The organism is Streptococcus sanguinis (assembly GCF_013343115.1).
GTDB lineage: Bacteria > Bacillota > Bacilli > Lactobacillales > Streptococcaceae > Streptococcus > Streptococcus sanguinis_H.
Genome location: NZ_CP054570.1, coordinates 2,047,974 through 2,065,276 on the forward strand (window position 1 = coordinate 2,047,974; position 17,303 = coordinate 2,065,276).

Here is a 17,303-nt window from a genome sequence, read left to right on the forward strand (position 1 = left end):
AAATTTAACATTTGAGTTACAATCCGATAAACTTCCCGTCTTATTCTAAAATTTGAGCAAAAAAAGACCACCGGATTGGGTGGCCTTTATGGGAGATTATTATGAAAAAGTTTAGGATTATCAAACAAAGTTAGGGGGCTTCATTTGATAAAAACAAGTATAGCAGCCTTAGCTTAAGAAAAACTTAAAGTAAAATTCAGTTAGCAAAAAAAGATTTTGCTTTTGATTGTGGAGGCTTTTCCCTTGCTTAAGATGAGCCACTTATGAAAAACATAGTCTCTGAAAACTGGACAAAGAAAAACGGCAGAAGGAGGTACTGCCGTTTTCTGTGCTCTTTCGCGATTGTTTCTTTATAAAGTTGCTGGTACATCAGCAAAATACACCGTCCTTCTGGTAAAAATCTGACCGGCCTTGAGAATGACATCTGACTGCTGGCTGCTGTGAATGGCATCCGGCAAAGCCTGGGCTTCCAGAGCCAAGCCATTATGCTGAATCATAGGCCGGCCATCAAACTGAACCGAATCATCTACGCAATTCGCTGAATAAATCACTAGGCAGGGCGCCTGAGTCTGAATGGTCAGGCGGCGGCCCGATGCTGGATGATAGAGCGTCCCTGCCTGATCTCGGCTTGGGTTTAGAGCAAAGGGATGATCCAAGCCAGATACCAGCTGGATTTGCTCATCAGTCGCGTCAAAAATTTCTTTAAGGGAAGCGCCCTTGGCCAGCTTCTTGACAAAGTCACGCTCTGCATCAGCCTTTTTTTCAGGAAGGCCGTCAGCTGCGATAGGATAGACACCATCAGTATTGAGCTGCAGGATATGGTCATCAATGGGCTGATTGAAACGACCAGACAGGTTGAAATAGCTGTGGTTGGTCGGATTGACCAAGGTATCCTGATCTGTCTGGACCTGATAAGAAATTTCCAGCTTGCCCTTCTCTGTCAGGGTATAGGAAACCCAGATTTTCAGATTGCCCGGAAAGCCGCCAGTTCCGTCTGTCCGCTCTGTATAAAAGGTGAGCCCGTCATTACTGACTTCCTCTACTTCAAAAACGCTACTATCCCAGCCGCTGGAGCCACTATGGTTGCAGTTTGGGCCATTATTTGCCTCTAGCTGAAAGGTCTGGCCATTCAAATCAAACGTTGCTCCGGCAATACGCCCAGCGACTGGACCAATACTGGCTCCGTGCTTGGGACTGTTCCCAATATAGTCCTCAAACTGATCAAACCCGACAACGATATTGTCAAAGTGATTATCCTTATCAGGAGTGACATACTGGATGACGGTTGCTCCGTAGTTCATGACTGTCAGTCGATAACCTCGATCGTTTTCAAAAGTGTAAGCTAGAATCTCCTGACTGCCCAGCTTGCCAAAAATGGATTCTCGGTAAGATTTCATACCAAACCTCTTTTATCTATCCTGTTAAAAATCACGAACTTGCCAAGTCCTGTCTTCAAAAGGCAGGTCAAGCTTGTCCAGCCAAGACACAGCTGTTTGGCGCAAGACTTGATTAAGATCCTCGATATTCTGACGGCCTGTCTCGTCCAGCCACGCTTGAGCTGCTGCAGCTCCCTCTTGGGCAAAGACTGAGACTGCATCCTTCCAGGTAGCCCGTCCACACAGAACGCCGTTAAACTGTGAGCCCGCTTCATGGGCTAGCCGCAGCGTTTCTTGGAAAAGTTCGGCACTGACACCAGCGCTGAGGAAGATGAAAGGTAAGTGCGTCGCATCTGACTGTTCTTTAAAGAAAGCTTGGGCTTCTGTCACGCTGTAGACTGGCTCAACCCCTTCTTTGGTGAAGCCCTCAACAAAGTTCATATTGACCGGCACTTCAACCTTTAAGACATCTACATGATAGCGGGAATCTGAAAAGAGTTTGATTGCCTCGTTGACCTTATGCGGCTTAAGCTTGGCATAGTTAGCGTCCAAAACACTGTCACTCTTAGCATCATAGGTCAGAATCTCCAAAAAATAAGGAATGTCCTCAGCCAAACATTCGCTGCCCACGCGCTCAACCCAGGCCTGCTTGATATCGTTGATTTCCGGCTTGTCGTCCACATCATAGTAAATCAAGACCTTGACGGCATCTGCGCCCATGTCTCGGATGCGACTAGCTGACCAGTTTGGCAGCAAGTCCGGCAGGCGGCCCTCCGCTGTCGCATCATAGCCGGTCTTCTCATAGGCCACTATCAGACCGCAGGAAGCATCCCGCAGCTCGGCTGCCGGCAGACCGAACTCTGGATCTAGCAGGATGGAGCTGGCATAGGGCGTCAGCTGACTAGAGATTAATTCTTTAAACTGAACCAGAGCTTGGTCACCAGAAGGCGCATCTTCTCCGCTGGCCAGCATTTTCTTGAGCGAACCACGCTGGTCAATAGCCAAAGCCCCGATAATCCCCTGCTGGTCTGATAGTTTTTTCAGATGGCTCACTTTTTTGTGACTGATTTGTAATTTCTCCATAACTTTTCCTTTTCTTACTGCCCAAAAGGGTGAATGATAACTCCCTGTACTACACGATTGACCGTGCCTGTCGGAGATGGTGTATCTGGACGGTTCTTAACCTTGAGCGAGGTCAAGAGAGCAAAGAGCTGAGCATAGACGACGTAAGGGAAGATACGATAGCTATCTCCCAGAGGCTCTTGGGTACTTAGCACTACTTGCTCGACTCCTTCCAACTGCTCCTCCCGGTCAGTCAGCATCACCAGCCTGCGGACAATTCCGTCACCAGCAACTTCCCGCACCAAATCCAAATCATAAGCTTTGGTATAGCCATCTGTCGAACCAAAGACCAGAACGACTGTGTCTTGGTTAATCAGCGACTTAGGCCCATGCCGGAAACCGACTGGACTTTCGTACATAGTTGCAATTTGGCCGGCTGTCAGCTCTAAAATCTTGAGCTGGGCTTCATGCGCCAGACCAAAGAAAGGTCCTGCCCCCAGATAAATGATCCGACTGAAATCCAAATCAACCAGCTGCTGCACATCTGCAACGCGTTCTAAAACATCCTGGCTGAGCTGAATCAGAGCCGCAACCTTGGCTTCCTTCTGGGCTAGTTCAGCCCGGTCAAAGACCAAAAGGGCTGTCAGCATCATAGAGCTGAAACTAGAGGTCATGGCAAAGCCAGCATCATTAGAAGCTTCTGGCTGCAGGAGCAAAAGATTCTTTTCATCACCTTGGGCCTGCTGGGCTAGCTTGCCTTGGGCAGCACAGGTAATGGTAATCTGGTACAAGTCATCTACCAACTGCTTAGCCAAGTCCACAGTCGCTACACTTTCTGGGGAATTACCGCTGCGGGCAAAGGAAACCAGCACTGTCGGTACTTCTCTCTTCAGATGCACCAAGGGATTGGCTACGATATCTGTTGTCGCGATGGCATTGAAATTCCATTTACGCTCATCATAAATCTGCCTGAAATAAGGCGTTAAGGTATCTCCGACATAGGCTGATGAGCCGGCTCCGGCAAAAATGACCTTGATGTAGTCATGTTTGTCCTCGATTTTTTTCAGAAAAGCAGCGATGTCTGCGGCCTGATCCTTGTAACGATCAAAAGCTTCCTGCCAAACCTCAGGCTGCTGATAGATTTCTCTCGTTGTAATATCAGCCCCCAGACGCTGCAATTCTTCCTGTGAATAATCTAACATTCTCTTTCTCATTCCTTTCCATCATTTGAAAAAAGGGGGAGCGAGACAGAAATCCAGAAAATCCAAGATTTTCGGCTCGCTGTCCCACCCCCGCAACGATGGCTAGACTTGAAATATGCTTTTAACAAGCTTTTTCAAACCAGACAGCAACTGCATTTTGCAATGCTGAACCATCCATTTCCCTAGGCCAAGAGGCATCTCCCAAATTCCTCTTAGACCAGTATGCTTGAATCATCCACTGTAGTAAATCCTCACCTATCAGCAATCTCCCATCTGCTGACAGCGCAAGGACTTGACCTAACTAGAAGTGATTGTTCAAGATTTTATTCATCTTCATCATCCATTAGGCCTGCTAGAACATCATTGACCTTAACAATATTCTCTGCTGCCTTGGATGGATAGCTGACTTCTGCTCCAGTCAAAGAAGCGTTAATAAACTCAATGACCATGGGCAGATTGACCCCCGCATAAAGCTCGATATCCTGTCCTTCCATAATGAAGCGGCTGACTACATTACAAGGAGTGCCCCCCAAGAGATCCGCAAAAACCAAGTAATCCTCAAAATCTTTGACCGTTTCTAAGAATTTAGCTGCGAAGTCTTCTGGACCTTCCTCCGGAAGCAGGGCTACTGCATGGATGTCTTCCTGAGGTCCCATAATCATTTCCGTAGTTGTTTTCAGTTCTTCACAAAAGCGACCATGACTAACTAAAACTAATTTCTTACTCATAAATCACTCCATTATTCTGGTACTTGTCCCAGCAGGAAGTAGCCGATAGCAGAGAAGCTTACTGCCATGATAATGATAATGAAGATAGCCTTAGTAGAGTTCATTCCTTTCTTGCCCAAGAGCCAGAAGATAAAGCCTGTAAAGACTGCTGGAATCAAACGTGGGAAAATCAGATTCATCATGTCTTGGAAATCAATAGCTTTTTCACCAATCTTCAGCACCCATGAAACTTCAAAGTTAATCATAGTCGCAACAAGAGCTCCAACCATGAAGATACCCAATACAGAAGCCGCTTCAACAAGAGCTGTCAAAGTGCTTTGCATGTTGGTGATGAGGTTGACCCCTTCTTTGTAGGCAAATTCTAACTGTTTCCAACGGAAAATATCATAAGCAACTGCTACAGCAATCCAAAGGAAAATTCCCCAAGGCTGGCCTGCAATAGCCATGGTAGCAGCGATAGATCCCATGATGGCTGGCACAAGAGAGCCAAAGATAGAGTCTCCAAGAGGAGCAAATGGTCCCATAAGACCTGTCTTGATACCATTGACCGCATCTTTTGATTTAACGCCGTCTTTTTCTTCCATAGCTAGGTCAAAACCTGCAATAATGGTGTGGAAGAAAGGTGAGGTATTGAAGAATTGCGTATGCAATTTCATCATTTCTTTTAATTCTGGAGTGCCGTCACCGTACATTTTGCGCAGCTGAGGCAAGAGCATGTAGAGATAGCCAGAACCTTGCATCCGCTCGTAGTTCCAGCCTAATTGGAAAGTGAACAAGCTGCGTTTATTGATTTGTTTAAAATCTTCTTTTGTTAATTTATAATTAGAGTTCGTCATCTTCAATTTCCTCACTTTCTGAGTTTGTGCTAGCAGCTGGAGCAGCAACTACTGTTCTTTGGCTGTATTTGAAATGCTGTACTGCAAGGAAGATACCAAAGATAGCTACACCAATCATAGACAAGCCTTTGAAATTGTTGGCAAATGTAACTGCAGCATCTTTTGGAAGAGTTCCAACAATGCTAGATACAGCACCTCCCAAAGTTTGAATGTTTGAGTAAAGCACAGTCAGCATAGCCGTCAAGCCAAAACCAAGAGCTAAGTAGTGAAGATTACGTTTAACTGGAAGGTAACGAAGCAAGATAGCGAACCCGAGTCCTGGAAGCATACGACCAGCCAGTGTCAAGCCTGCAGCCAGCCATTTCACACCAGCAACACCATCTACTATCGCTTGAACAAATGTTCCACCATAAGCCAGAGCCAGAAAGACTGGGAGGGCACGAGACAGAGCCCAAGGAAGGGCACCTAAGAGATAGTTGCGTTCAATACCTTTATAGTCGAAGCGTTCAACTGCTGCATCCACACGGTGCGCGAAATAAGTCGTTGTCATGCGGCCTAAGATATCGAAGTATGTCAACAAAGTTGCTACTGGTACTGCGATTGTCGCAATAGCCAACTCTGGCTTAATGCCTTGTGCTACAGAGAAGGCTGTCGCCAAAACGGCACCTGATGTTGCATCAATACGAGAAGCCCCACCAAATGTCCCTACACCAAGAACGAATAATTGCAGGCTACCACCGATAAACAAACCAGTCGTCAAATCACCCATAATCAAGCCAGTAATGAACCCAGCAAATACAGGGGATCCTGCTGACGAAACGATAGTCAACTCATCACAGATTTGATAAGCTGAGTACAAAGTGAGTAGTAAAATTTGCCACCATTGTATCATAACAATGTCCTCCTAAAATTTTGTCCTATTTTAATAACTTCATGAAATCCTCAACCGGATCGTTGGGAACCATTTGCGCTGACAGCTTGACTCCTTTTTCGTGCAGCTTGTGAAAGGCTTCAACATCTGCATCTACCACATTGATAGAGCGGGTAATGGAGCGAGTTTCGTCTGACTGAGACATATTGCCGACGTTCAGCGTTTCCAGCGGAACACCAGCTTCGACCAACCGCAGGAAGCGGTCTGGCTTACGAGCGACAATCAAGAGTCGCTGCGAATCATACTTGCCGGCCAAGATATTTTCTGCTGCCTTAGCAATCGGCAAGACACTGAGTTTCACACCAGCTGGCGTTGCGAGCTTGAGTCCGCTCTTTTCGATAGCATTTTCAGCTACCTCATCGTCAATCACCATAATGCGTGAAATGTTGAGCTTGGTAGTCCAAAGATTGGCTACCTGTCCATGGATCAAACGTCCATCGATACGTGCACCTACTATTGTCATAGATTTTCCCCCTTTATTGTTTTAAATGTAGGTTGGTTAACTAAGTGAATGGTTTCGCTATAGATCCCTTCTGTCTCAAAGATAATGATGCGATTGTCGCCTTCTCTGAGCAAGCTGTGCGGGATATAGAGCGATAGGGTCGGTCCGACATTCCAGAAACGGCCAATGCTGACACCGTTGACAAAGACGACGCCCTTACCAAAGTCGGACAGATCCAGATAAGTATCTTTAAGCGCTTTCATTTTAAAGTCAAAAGCGTAGAAAGCTGGTTGATTTTCCTGCCAGCCTTTTGAAAAGTCAATCTTTTCTGGATGATCCAGCGGCAATGGGTAATGCTGCCAGTCAAGCAGGAAGTGCAGGTCCTTACAGACACCGGTACGAATACCCTTCTGCTGGGTATCTGCCAGTAGCTTATGCCCATAATTGACCCGACCCATATTTTCCATCAGAATGTCAAGCTGGTGCTCCGCCTTTTTCTGGCCGTCCACCATGATATCCTGACCGATTTCTGTCTGGTACTGGGTTGCAATGTACTGACCGTCCACATAGAGCTGCATACGGTCACGCCCGTCAATGACACGGAGCCTTTCCTGATCAGCATCCCAACTAGCCCAAGTCCGATAGAGCAGGTAGCCGACATTTTGCCCCAGCTCTTCCATCTTCATCGGATAGAGACTTTCGATAGGCTCTGCCAAGTCAGGCAGTGTCTCAAAGAGACTGACCTTCTGACTGAGCAGAATATTCCTGAGCTCAAAAGACTCTTTCACCAGCGGATCCATCTGTGGATACTCTGGATAATGCTCTTTCAGCATCCTCTGGACTGCATAGTACTTATCCGTCGGATTGCCACGCTCATCGAGTAGAGCATCGTAGTCATAGGATGTTACCTGTGGCAGGTCAATAACGCCTCTAGCCGAACAGCCGTTCATGAAACCAAAGTTGGTACCGCCATGAAACATATAGAGATTGATTGAGCCCTGCTGGAGCACTTCATGGACAGCTTGAGCCAGTTCGTCTGGATCTCGCTTGATGACAGGCTCTTTCCAGCGATTGAACCAGCCATCCCAGAACTCCATACACATGAGCGGCCACTTTTTGCCATGCTCGTCAAAGAATTCCTGCATCTGGGCAAAATTGTAATCTGCCTTGGAGCCGAAATTTCCTGTCACAAAGACATCGTCATCAATCAGCGTACCAGCTTGAAGCGTAGCCCGCCAAGGTCCGTCTGATGTAAAGAGCGGACAGGTTACACCTCGTTCTTCCATGAGCCGTCTGATTGCTCTCAGGTAGGCCTTGTCTTCCCCATAAGAACCGTACTCATTTTCCACCTGCATCATGAGGATATTTCCCCCATTGTCCAGAAGCCTTGGAGTCAGTCGCGGCAGCAGCTCGTCATAATAGCTTGCTACAGCCTGCAGAAAGGCCTCATCTGATGAACGAATGCGCATATTTTCATTGAGCAGCCAGGCCGGCAGACCACCGAACTCCCACTCCGCGCAGATAAAAGGAGAAGGGCGGATAATGGCATAAAGTCCCAAATCCTGAGCCGTCTGTAAAAATGCCTCAATATCTAAAATCCCTTGGAAGTTAAAAACACCTTTTTGAGGTTCGTGCATATTCCAGGGAAGATAGGTCTCCACCGTATTAAAGCCCAGAGCTTTGAGATTATAAAGGGAATGATACCAATCCTCAGGCTGTACCCGAAAATAGTGAATGGCTCCCGATAAAATCTTAAACTCCCGATCATCCAAACAGAAAGAATGACCAATTTTGAATCTTGCCATCTGATGTTCCCTTCGGTGTAAAACCGCTTTCATCTCTTATTAATATTAATATAATAAATTTTTGCATAAATGTCAACATTTTTTTTTAAAATATGTTAAAATCTTAAGTAAGAAAAGTAAAAAAAGAGAGGTGAACAAAATGGCTATTCCAAAATACCAACAAATCAAAGATGAGCTCAAGCAGCAAATCATTTCTGGCAAATTTGAAAATGGCGATAAGTTTTACACAGAGGCTGAGCTGATTCAGATGTTTAATGTCAGCTCCATTACTGTTGTCCGCGCTTTGAATGAACTGGCCAATGATGGTTACATCATCCGCCAACAAGGCAAGGGGACCTTCGTTTCACGTGCAAGAAAGCACAAGCTGGTGGAATTTTCTGACGTTGAGACCTTCCCTATCCAAAAAGATAAGGTGACTGTTCTCTCCATCAAGCGTGGCAATGATCTGAAAATCTTGGATAAGCTAGAACTAGCACCAACGCAGTTCTACTATAAGATTGACCGGATCAGACGGACTGGCGACAAAGTCTATATCTATCACCAAACCTATATCCCTGAGCAGTACATCAATCCTAACTATCCAGATATGGACTACTACAGCTCCATTTACAATCGCTTCAAAACTGACTACCACATTCACATGAATGATGAACATTTTGAAGAGACCAACGAAATTGTCTTCCCAACACCAAAAGATGTTGCGAAAGTACTGGAAGTTGATACCAACTTCCCGACCGTTCATCAGGTGAAGATTACCCAGCTGGAAAGCACAGGACAGATCTTAGAGTACAGCGAAACTTACAAACGCGGTGACTTCTTCAAGATTAAGTTCATTTCCTGCAATCGGGACCACTAAGATTAAAAACGATGGCTTCTAATCGGCTGTCGTTTTTTCTTTCATCTTGTGTACTTATATCTATTATAAGTCTATCTATACCAATTTGCAATCCATTCTAAGAACTTTTGTTCATTAAAAGGCGAATAGTGTCAAAAATTAAACGCAGGCTATAAATTTGTCCTATTTTTAATCAATTTAAAGAAGAAAGAAATAAGAAATACTGGCTGTTCCCCTGAAATTGGTACAGTGATAAAGCAAAAAAGCTGGGATTGAATTCCAGCTTTTTGATATAAAATGTTCCTTATTTTGCAAATGAAATCGTTCATCAAGTCTTTAGAAAACCTGCTATTTCTTTATTTCTAATTCACGGACCTGAAGCAAAACATTAGGCAAATCTGCCCCAGCCTGAAGAAGAGCAGCAGCCGTATAGGCTCCCTCTACCAAAGGAACATTGTTGATAATGATTTCCTTGTCAGAAAAGTCTGCGACCATTTCTAGATTCATCCGAGCTGAGCCCAGATCGAAAAAGGCCAAAATAGTGTCCTTGTCATTGGCATCTAAAGCTGCCTGAATCCCTTCAAAGCTGGTCCCGATGCTGCCGTCGTCCAACCCGCCCACATAGCTGATGGCCACATCTACCGCCACCTGCGAAATGAGGTCAAACAAGCCTTGGGCCAGGTTTTTGGAATGGGAAACGATAAGAATGCCAGTATCTGCCATCAGCCTGCCTCCGTTTCTAAAAGAGCCTCAAAGAGGAGACCAGATGAAGCCGAACCGGGATCAATATGACCGATAGAGCGCTCACCGACATAGGAAGCCCGCCCCTTGGTCGCTTTCAAATCTTTGGTCGCTTCCACTAGGGAACCAATCTTTTCACGCGTCAAGTCTCCAGACTGCAGAGAAAGAGGAATCTCCGACCAGACATCCACCATGGTCTTCTCACCAGGCACAGCCTTGCCCCGCTTCTGAATCATGTCCAGCCCAGCTTGGATGACCTCTGACAAGTCTTTACCGTCTTTTTCAGCTTTGGCCATGCCCATGAAGGCCGAGCCATAAAGAGGGCCTGAAGCACCGCCGACCTTGCTAATCAGCTGCATGGAAACAGCCTGAAAAACCTCAGCCGCACTGGCAAAGTCCTTAGCAGCTAGACTCTCTACTGCTGCCGCCATTCCTCTGGCCATATTGGCACCATGATCGCCATCACCGATGGGTGTATCAAGGTCAGACAGATAGTCTTTCTGATCCTGGATCTTCTCGTTGAACAACTGCATCCATTTTTTTGCTCTTGCTGCGTCCATAAGCACCTCCTTACCAAGCTGCTGTCTTGACCGGACTGTTGAGAGCTTTCAGCCAGTCTGGCTGATCTAGCTCGATAAAGGTCAGAGAAATCCCAGCCATATCAATGGAAGTCATGTAATTACCCAGCTTTTTATAGACAACTTCGACTCCAGCTTCTGCCAGAAGATTTGCTACATCGGCCGCGAAGACATACTGCTCCATAAGCGGTGTTGCACCCATACCATTGATAAGAATGCCGATTTTCTTACCAGATTTGAGCTCAACAGACTGACTGAGCTTTTCGACCAATTCTCTAGCTAAGTCCTTAGAAGGCTGCATCTTTTCCTTGCGATAGCCGGGCTCACCATGGATACCAATGCCGAACTCTATCTCATCGTCAGCCAAAACAAAACCAGGCTTGCCGACTTCCGGTACGGTTGCCCCGCTCAGAGCCAAGCCAACCGTGTGAATATTTTTGACCAGCTCATCAGCCAGAGCCTTGATTTCAGTCAGAGATTTGCCTGCACGCGCCGCATCCCCTAGAATCTTATGGACAAGAATGGTACCAGCCACTCCGCGGCGACCTTGCGTATAGAGGCTGTCCTCTACTGCGATATCGTCATCTACGACGACACTAGCTACCTCAATCCCTTCCATCTCAGCCATTTCCTGAGCCATTTCAAAGTTCATGATGTCACCGGAGTAATTCTTGATCACCATGAAGACCCCAGCACCCTCATCTGCTTCCTTGATCGCCTGCAAGACTTGGTCAGGTGTTGGTGAAGTAAAGACCGCTCCGCAGATAGCGGACGACAGCATGCCCTCACCGACAAAGCCAGCATGGGAAGGCTCATGACCACTGCCACCGCCAGAAATCAGGCCAACCTTACCTGTCTTCTCACTCTTGCGGGCAATGATATCGAAGCCCTCCACCCGATAAACCAAATCGCTGTGAATATAAGCCAATCCTTCCAGCATCTCGTCCACAACTGCTGTTGGATCGTTGATAATTTTCTTCATAGGTGTCCTCCGTTTCTCAGCGTTTCTTTACAACGAGCAATCCACCCTAAAAAGAAAGCGCTATCATTTTAATGTTATTTTAACATTTTATCTTACCGAAAGCAAATTCTGCCACATCTTAGACTAGAAGAAAGCATCAAATTAGTTGACAAGAAAAAGTAGACAGTGTATACTAAAGATAAATAAGTAGACAGTGTATACTTTAGGAGAAAATGAATGAAACGCAATACTGCCCAGCTGAAAGAACAACTCATCCAAACAGGGATTGACGAAATCGGAAAACACGGAATTGAACAGCTTTCGCTCAGGACTGTTGCCAAGGCCTGCGGTGTAACTCACGGCAGCCCCTACCGCCATTTTGAGAGCAAGGAAGGCTACCTCAAGGTAGTTTTGACCCAGCTTTCGCTGTTTCTCAATCAGGAAATCAATGAAAATATTGATGCGACAGGTTCTGCGCGTGATCAGCTGACCCGGCTTGGACTTAATTTCATTATTTTTGCCAAGACCTACCCTCATTTTTTCGAAGCTCTCTTTATCAAATTTCCTTTTAAATATATGAAGGTGACTCAGGACACCATTCTCTTGGAGTCTGACCTGCCTGGATTTGATAAATTTAAGGAGCTTGTTTTAAAGCTTCGCGAGGAGGAAAATTTTAGCAATAGCGAAGCAGAAAGCCTTTTTCACTTTTGGAGCTTTATCACAGGCCTAGCCGTTCTGACCAACAGTCCTATCGGACAAGACCTTGATCCTCAAGCCATCCAAAGCACGATCGAGCACATGCTTGACATTTATATCAAAGGAGAACGATCATGAAAACCTTGATTATTTACACCCACCCCAGCCCAACTGGCTTCAATACTGCTATTCTCAAAGAGGTTCAAAGCAACCTTTCTAAGAAGCATGAGGTGAAAACCTTGGACTTGTATGCTGAAAATTTTGACCCGATTTTGCGCTTTGACCAAGAACATAGACGCCGTGACCTGCACAAAGACCCTGAAATGGCCAAATACCGGGATTTGATTACCTGGGCAGACCACCTGATTTTCATTTTTCCTATCTGGTGGAGCGGTATGCCGGCCATTCTCAAAGGCTTTATCGACCGCGTCTTTGTGGCTGACTTTGCCTACTCTTATAAGAAAGTCGGACTCCAAGGCCACCTGCAAGGCAAGTCCGGCTGGATTATCGCCAGCCACAACACACCAGCCTTTGCCCTGCCTTTTGTCCAAGACTACGGCAAGGTACTTAAAAATCAAATCCTGAAACTTTGTGGTATTTCTCCTGTCAAACTGACAGAGCTCAATGGAGTAGAACGCAAAACAGATCAACAACGCCAAGAAATGCTCAAGAAAATCGGGCAGCTAGCCAGTCAAATTTAAGATAAAGAAAACAGGAGTGGGAAAGAACTTCAAACAAGTTAAAAAAGTTCGTTTTCCCACCCCCGCCCAGTTGATTAAGTCATCTTTGGAGCTTATAAAGCGAAGGAAGATGCCAATCAACCAATGCGTCATCTATTTTTTCTAATTTATTTTCAAAAGCCTGGACTTTTTGCCCAGGCTCTTTTTTATGTTTAATCCAGCCCCACGCGCTTGAAGATTTCATCTACGCGCTTGGTGTAGTATACTGGGTTGAATATTTCATCAATCTCTTCCTGAGTCAGACGGGAAGTGACTTCTGGGTCCGCTTCGAGCAGAGGCTTGAAGTCCACTTGATTGTCCCAAGACTGGGCAGTCTTTGGCTGTACCAAGTCATAGGCTTGCTCGCGGGTCATCCCTTTCTCGATCAAGGTCAACATGGCACGTTGGCTAAATATCAAACCAAAAGTAGAGTTCATGTTGCGCTTCATGTTCTCTGGGAAGACGGTCAAGTTCTTGACGATATTACCAAAGCGGTTGAGCATATAGTCAATAAGAATGGTCGTGTCCGGAGCGATAATCCGCTCAGCAGATGAGTGGGAAATGTCGCGCTCATGCCAGAGAGAGACATTCTCAAAGGCCGTCACCATGTGACCACGAATGACACGCGCCAGACCAGTCATATTTTCAGAGCCAATTGGATTGCGCTTGTGCGGCATAGCTGAAGATCCTTTTTGACCTTTGGCAAAGAACTCTTCCACCTCGCGCTGCTCAGACTTTTGCAGACCGCGGATTTCAGTCGCCATACGCTCAATAGACGTCGCAATCAAGGCCAATGCAGAGAAGTATTCGGCGTGGAGGTCACGCGGCAGGACTTGGGTCGAAATCTCCTGCGGACGGATACCTAATTTCTCACAGACATAGCTTTCTACAAATGGCGGAATGTTAGCAAAGTTCCCAACCGCACCAGAGATTTTCCCAGCTTCCACACCCGCAGCCGCAATCTCGAAACGCTCAATATTGCGCTTCATTTCGCTGTACCAAGTCGCGAGCTTAAGACCAAAAGTCGTAGGCTCCGCATGCACCCCATGGGTACGCCCCATCATGATGGTGAACTTGTGCTCCCTAGCCTTGTCAGCGATGATGTTGGTGAAATTTTCAAGGTCACGACGGATAATGTCGTTAGCCTGCTTGTAAAGGTAACCGTAGGCCGTATCCACCACGTCGGTAGAGGTCAAGCCATAGTGAACCCACTTGCGCTCCTCGCCAAGCGTCTCAGAAACCGCCCGCGTAAAAGCCACCACATCGTGGCGAGTCTCCTGCTCAATCTCCAAGATTCGGTCGATGTCAAAGTCCGCCTTCTCGCGAATCAAAGCCACATCTTCCTTAGGGATTTCCCCCAACTCAGCCCAAGCCTCATCAGCCAAGATTTCCACCTCAAGCCAAGCACGGTATTTATTTTCTTCAGTCCAAATGTTCGCCATCTCAGGGCGAGAGTAACGATTTATCATTGTTGTTTCTCCTTATCCTTATTCTTTTGGTGAATACAAATCCTTATAAAACTTATCATTAAAAGATTTGAACTTATTATTCTGGCTATCCAGTTTACCCCTAAAATAAATATATTCTGGTTCTTTACCTATTAAATCAGCAATATTTTTCGTGTTAGAGCGTTCTTTAATTCTCTCTACATTTGAGAATACCTTCGGATAATCGGAGTCTATAAACTCTATTTGAAGTATATCAGGATTGAAACCTGCAATAGAAACCCGTGCTAGACCATAAAATATTCTCTGTTTATCTTCCACAATTTGTCCTGTAGTATCTACAAAATACTCATTAAGGGAAATCAGCTCACCTTCTATTCTAATATTTCTTACACTATTATCAATTTGTGGGTCTTCATAAAGTTCCACAAACGTAGCTACTGAAGAAAATTGTCTATCCTGTACTTGTTTTCTAGAAATATTTGTTCTATATGAACTTCCTGACTGCTCGGCAATATCAAGTGAACCAACAACTGTATCCCCATTTACTCTCGCTTTACTCAATGACTTCTTAACAGATATTATTCCACCATCTGAAATTGTTCCTTTAGCTCCTAAAATCTCCTTATTAACCTGTTCCTTAACTTCTTGTGGCGATATGCAAGTACAACCTTCAACATGTAGTTCGTCATTGTGAGATGGTTTAAAATAAAACCTTTTCCCATCTCTTTTTTTCCAGTTTGTACAAGTTAAAGGAATCTGGCAATCTATATCAATACACCTAAAACTTTTTTCTGAATTTAATTTTTTTTCAAGAGAATATTTTTGCGCCTCAAAGGCACTAATAGTTTTTTTCAATTCTAAACTATACGCTCGCTCAACCATAACTTACACTCCGTTTCGTATCTAGTAAGGGTTATTTTCTTTTCGGCCTAAATATACAAAATCCATGATTTCGTGTAAATCATTTAATTCCTTATTTGAATTCATACTTCTATTTTTAATATAATACTTCTTAGCCTCTTCAAATTGTGAATACATTTTTCCTGATTCATTGATTGAAGTTCTATCATCCTCAATTTTATCAATTAATAAATCATAAACATTATTGTAATTTCCTAACTGTAGATTAACTAAAATTTTGTTTGGCGAAACCATTAATCCTGTCTCTATATAATATTCCTTAATTTCTTCATTTGTAGGGTACGGAATGGATAACAATTTAGACTCCTCTAACTTCAACCACTCAAGAGCTTGTTTTTTCCCATATGTCTTTATAATGGAAAGACAATACCGATTAGCAATTTGTAAATTTGCATCTTTATCATAAAAATATTTAAAGGTTTTAAAACGTATAATTGGTGGCAATAATGAAAAATCAGATAAAACTCCTGGAGAGGATAACAATTCAATAGGATATTTTAAAAAATAATCAATAAAGAGATAAGCATATAAATCAAATAATCCATCTTTTACCTGATTAAGATTATCATCAGAAAAATCTTCTGTATGTTGAGTATGTGTCCCATCATTTCCTAATGGACGTATTCTTTCAATTATCTTTAGTAAATCTTCTTTCCTATTTTCTTGAAGCCTATCTAATTCGTTTCTGAAATCTCTTTGAATTGTCCCTAACATTAATTTTCTATCGCTTCCAACATTAATAATCTTTCTCACTAAGATTTCTGAAAACTGTCTAATTCCACTTATTTTCCCTCTTTTTGAACTTTCAATGTAAAAAATATCGTGAATCAAATCACCAATCATTCGTTCATATTCAAGGCTATTAAAATCTACCATATCAAGCTCCCTATTCAAATTCCTCTTTTCCAATCCAAACAGACGGGTAGTGTTCTAGTGTATTCAAATCTGTATCCACTGGCACATCATAAATCGCCAAATAATTTTCAGGATATTGACCAACTAGCTCTTCGTATTTAGCTTGTACCTTGTCATGGTCTGCACTTGCAAACAAAACTTCAACAACTGCCCCAGTCTTATCCTTCTCAACAAATGCATTTACGATTATTTGAATCATAGGCTTCACCTAAAAATCAATCCCTTCTAGCAGTGGTTGACTGACTTCTCTTACTGGCTTTATCAGCTATGACAAGCCTAGTCAACTTTGCAGGGGTAAGACGACAGACCTTATAACTGGAGTCCTGTATTGCTCCCCAAACTCAACCACACTATCCGTCACATCACTAAACAAAGTCACATGCCCCATTTTTCGGTTGTGCTTGTCTTCTATAATCATTTATTCACCGCCCACTCAGCTGCTTTCTCCGCATGAATCACCGTTGTGTCGTAAAGAGGCAGGTCAGTGTCGGATTGCTTGACGAGGAGACCAATCTCGGTACAACCCAAGATAACAGCTTCAGCGCCTGCTTTTTTCAATTCATCTATAATGGTAAGATAAGCCTGTTTTGAGCTTTCTTTGATATTCCCTAGGCAGAGTTCGTCATAAATGATCCGATTGACCTCTGTAATACCAGCTTGGTCTGGAATCAGCACTTCTAACCCAGACTCTATTAATTTCTCCTTGTAAAAATCTTGAGTCATGGTGTACTTGGTCCCTAGGAGACCGACTTTTTGAATACCGTCAGCCAACAAGGCCTGCGCGGTTGCCTGCGCAATATGCAAGATTGGAATCGTAATCTGCTCTTGTATCTGCGGAGCAACCTTGTGCATGGTGTTGGTACAAATAACGATGAAATCCGCACCAGCTTGCTCTAAGCGCTGAGCAACATCTGCCAACAGTTGACCGCTTTTCTCCCAGTCTCCGACTGCCTGATAATGCTCAATCTCTGCAAAATCAACACTGTAAAGCAGAATTTTAGCAGAATGCAGACCACCCAGCTCTTTTTTGATGGTTTCATTAATAATTTGGTAGTAAGATGTGGTGCTTTCCCAACTCATACCACCAATCAGACCGATAGTTTTCAT

General features: G+C 44.4%; 19 protein-coding genes. 3 read left to right on the top strand and 16 right to left on the bottom strand.

Annotation, left to right across the window (positions count from 1 at the left end; all coding sequences use genetic code 11):
- Nucleotides 1-350: 350 nt before the first annotated feature.
- The 8 genes from FOC72_RS09900 to FOC72_RS09935 all read right to left on the bottom strand — a co-directional run bounded on the left by FOC72_RS09900 (nucleotide 351) and on the right by FOC72_RS09935 (nucleotide 8,415).
- Nucleotides 351-1,397, bottom strand: coding sequence for an aldose epimerase family protein (locus FOC72_RS09900; RefSeq protein WP_002894399.1), 1,047 nt, complete (start codon nucleotides 1,395-1,397; stop codon nucleotides 351-353).
- A gap of 24 nt (nucleotides 1,398-1,421) precedes the next feature.
- Complete coding sequence (gene lacD / locus FOC72_RS09905) at nucleotides 1,422-2,459, bottom strand: tagatose-bisphosphate aldolase (RefSeq protein ID WP_002894396.1); 1,038 nt, start codon at nucleotides 2,457-2,459, stop codon at nucleotides 1,422-1,424.
- 14 nt (nucleotides 2,460-2,473) lie between these two features.
- Nucleotides 2,474-3,652, bottom strand: a complete 1,179-nt coding sequence (locus FOC72_RS09910) for an SIS domain-containing protein (RefSeq protein WP_002894392.1) — start codon at nucleotides 3,650-3,652, stop codon at nucleotides 2,474-2,476.
- 311 nt (nucleotides 3,653-3,963) lie between these two features.
- Nucleotides 3,964-4,368, bottom strand: a complete 405-nt coding sequence (locus FOC72_RS09915) for a PTS sugar transporter subunit IIA (protein ID WP_002894390.1) — start codon at nucleotides 4,366-4,368, stop codon at nucleotides 3,964-3,966.
- An 11-nt stretch (nucleotides 4,369-4,379) separates the two neighbouring features.
- Nucleotides 4,380-5,204: a PTS system mannose/fructose/sorbose family transporter subunit IID gene (locus FOC72_RS09920; protein WP_002894388.1), complete on the bottom strand. Its 825-nt coding sequence runs from the start codon at nucleotides 5,202-5,204 to the stop codon at nucleotides 4,380-4,382.
- Entirely contained in the window at nucleotides 5,191-6,096 is a 906-nt protein-coding gene (locus FOC72_RS09925; RefSeq protein ID WP_002894386.1) for a PTS mannose/fructose/sorbose/N-acetylgalactosamine transporter subunit IIC, read from the bottom strand. The genes FOC72_RS09920 and FOC72_RS09925 overlap by 14 nt, the downstream gene beginning before the upstream one ends.
- Before the next feature lie 25 nt (nucleotides 6,097-6,121).
- Nucleotides 6,122-6,598, bottom strand: a complete 477-nt coding sequence (locus FOC72_RS09930) for a PTS sugar transporter subunit IIB (RefSeq protein WP_002894384.1) — start codon at nucleotides 6,596-6,598, stop codon at nucleotides 6,122-6,124.
- A complete protein-coding gene (locus tag FOC72_RS09935) occupies nucleotides 6,595-8,415 on the bottom strand; it encodes a glycoside hydrolase family 35 protein (protein WP_002894383.1) in 1,821 nt (606 codons plus the stop codon). The genes FOC72_RS09930 and FOC72_RS09935 overlap by 4 nt, the downstream gene beginning before the upstream one ends.
- A 106-nt stretch (nucleotides 8,416-8,521) precedes the next feature.
- On the opposite strand from FOC72_RS09935, the gene FOC72_RS09940 reads away from it, so the two are divergent.
- A complete protein-coding gene (locus FOC72_RS09940; protein WP_002907683.1) occupies nucleotides 8,522-9,238 on the top strand; it encodes a GntR family transcriptional regulator in 717 nt (238 codons plus the stop codon).
- 327 nt (nucleotides 9,239-9,565) lie between these two features.
- Here FOC72_RS09940 and dhaM read toward each other — a convergent pair whose 3' ends face one another.
- From dhaM to dhaK, 3 genes are read right to left on the bottom strand one after another with little or no spacing between them, the layout of a single operon-like run.
- Entirely contained in the window at nucleotides 9,566-9,940 is a 375-nt protein-coding gene (gene dhaM, locus FOC72_RS09945; RefSeq protein ID WP_002894380.1) for a dihydroxyacetone kinase phosphoryl donor subunit DhaM, read from the bottom strand.
- Nucleotides 9,940-10,518 carry a dihydroxyacetone kinase subunit DhaL gene (dhaL, locus tag FOC72_RS09950; RefSeq protein ID WP_002894379.1) on the bottom strand — a complete coding sequence of 193 codons (579 nt, stop codon included), beginning with the start codon at nucleotides 10,516-10,518 and terminating at the stop codon, nucleotides 9,940-9,942. The genes dhaM and dhaL overlap by 1 nt, the downstream gene beginning before the upstream one ends.
- 10 nt (nucleotides 10,519-10,528) lie before the next feature.
- The gene (gene dhaK, locus FOC72_RS09955; RefSeq protein WP_002894378.1) at nucleotides 10,529-11,518 is read right to left on the bottom strand and encodes a dihydroxyacetone kinase subunit DhaK; all 990 of its coding nucleotides are present in this window, start codon (nucleotides 11,516-11,518) and stop codon (nucleotides 10,529-10,531) included.
- 216 nt (nucleotides 11,519-11,734) lie between these two features.
- Here dhaK and FOC72_RS09960 point away from each other — a divergent pair, with 216 nt between their 5' ends.
- Nucleotides 11,735-12,331 (top strand): TetR/AcrR family transcriptional regulator, encoded by a 597-nt coding sequence (locus FOC72_RS09960; protein WP_002894377.1) that lies wholly within the window; start codon nucleotides 11,735-11,737, stop codon nucleotides 12,329-12,331.
- A complete protein-coding gene (locus FOC72_RS09965; protein ID WP_002894376.1) occupies nucleotides 12,328-12,894 on the top strand; it encodes an NAD(P)H-dependent oxidoreductase in 567 nt (188 codons plus the stop codon). The genes FOC72_RS09960 and FOC72_RS09965 overlap by 4 nt, the downstream gene beginning before the upstream one ends.
- A 191-nt stretch (nucleotides 12,895-13,085) precedes the next feature.
- On the opposite strand, the gene purB is transcribed toward FOC72_RS09965, so the two are convergent.
- The 5 genes from purB to FOC72_RS09990 form a co-directional block, all read right to left on the bottom strand.
- Nucleotides 13,086-14,381, bottom strand: a complete 1,296-nt coding sequence (gene purB / locus FOC72_RS09970) for an adenylosuccinate lyase (RefSeq protein WP_002894374.1) — start codon at nucleotides 14,379-14,381, stop codon at nucleotides 13,086-13,088.
- An 18-nt stretch (nucleotides 14,382-14,399) separates the two neighbouring features.
- Nucleotides 14,400-15,242: a hypothetical protein gene (locus FOC72_RS09975; protein ID WP_002894373.1), complete on the bottom strand. Its 843-nt coding sequence runs from the start codon at nucleotides 15,240-15,242 to the stop codon at nucleotides 14,400-14,402.
- Nucleotides 15,243-15,263: 21 nt separating this feature from the next.
- Nucleotides 15,264-16,157 (bottom strand): hypothetical protein, encoded by an 894-nt coding sequence (locus FOC72_RS09980; RefSeq protein WP_032914290.1) that lies wholly within the window; start codon nucleotides 16,155-16,157, stop codon nucleotides 15,264-15,266.
- A gap of 10 nt (nucleotides 16,158-16,167) precedes the next feature.
- Nucleotides 16,168-16,395 carry a hypothetical protein gene (locus tag FOC72_RS09985; RefSeq protein WP_002894370.1) on the bottom strand — a complete coding sequence of 76 codons (228 nt, stop codon included), beginning with the start codon at nucleotides 16,393-16,395 and terminating at the stop codon, nucleotides 16,168-16,170.
- Nucleotides 16,396-16,610: 215 nt separating this feature from the next.
- The gene (locus FOC72_RS09990; protein ID WP_002894365.1) at nucleotides 16,611-17,303 is read right to left on the bottom strand and encodes an aspartate/glutamate racemase family protein; all 693 of its coding nucleotides are present in this window, start codon (nucleotides 17,301-17,303) and stop codon (nucleotides 16,611-16,613) included.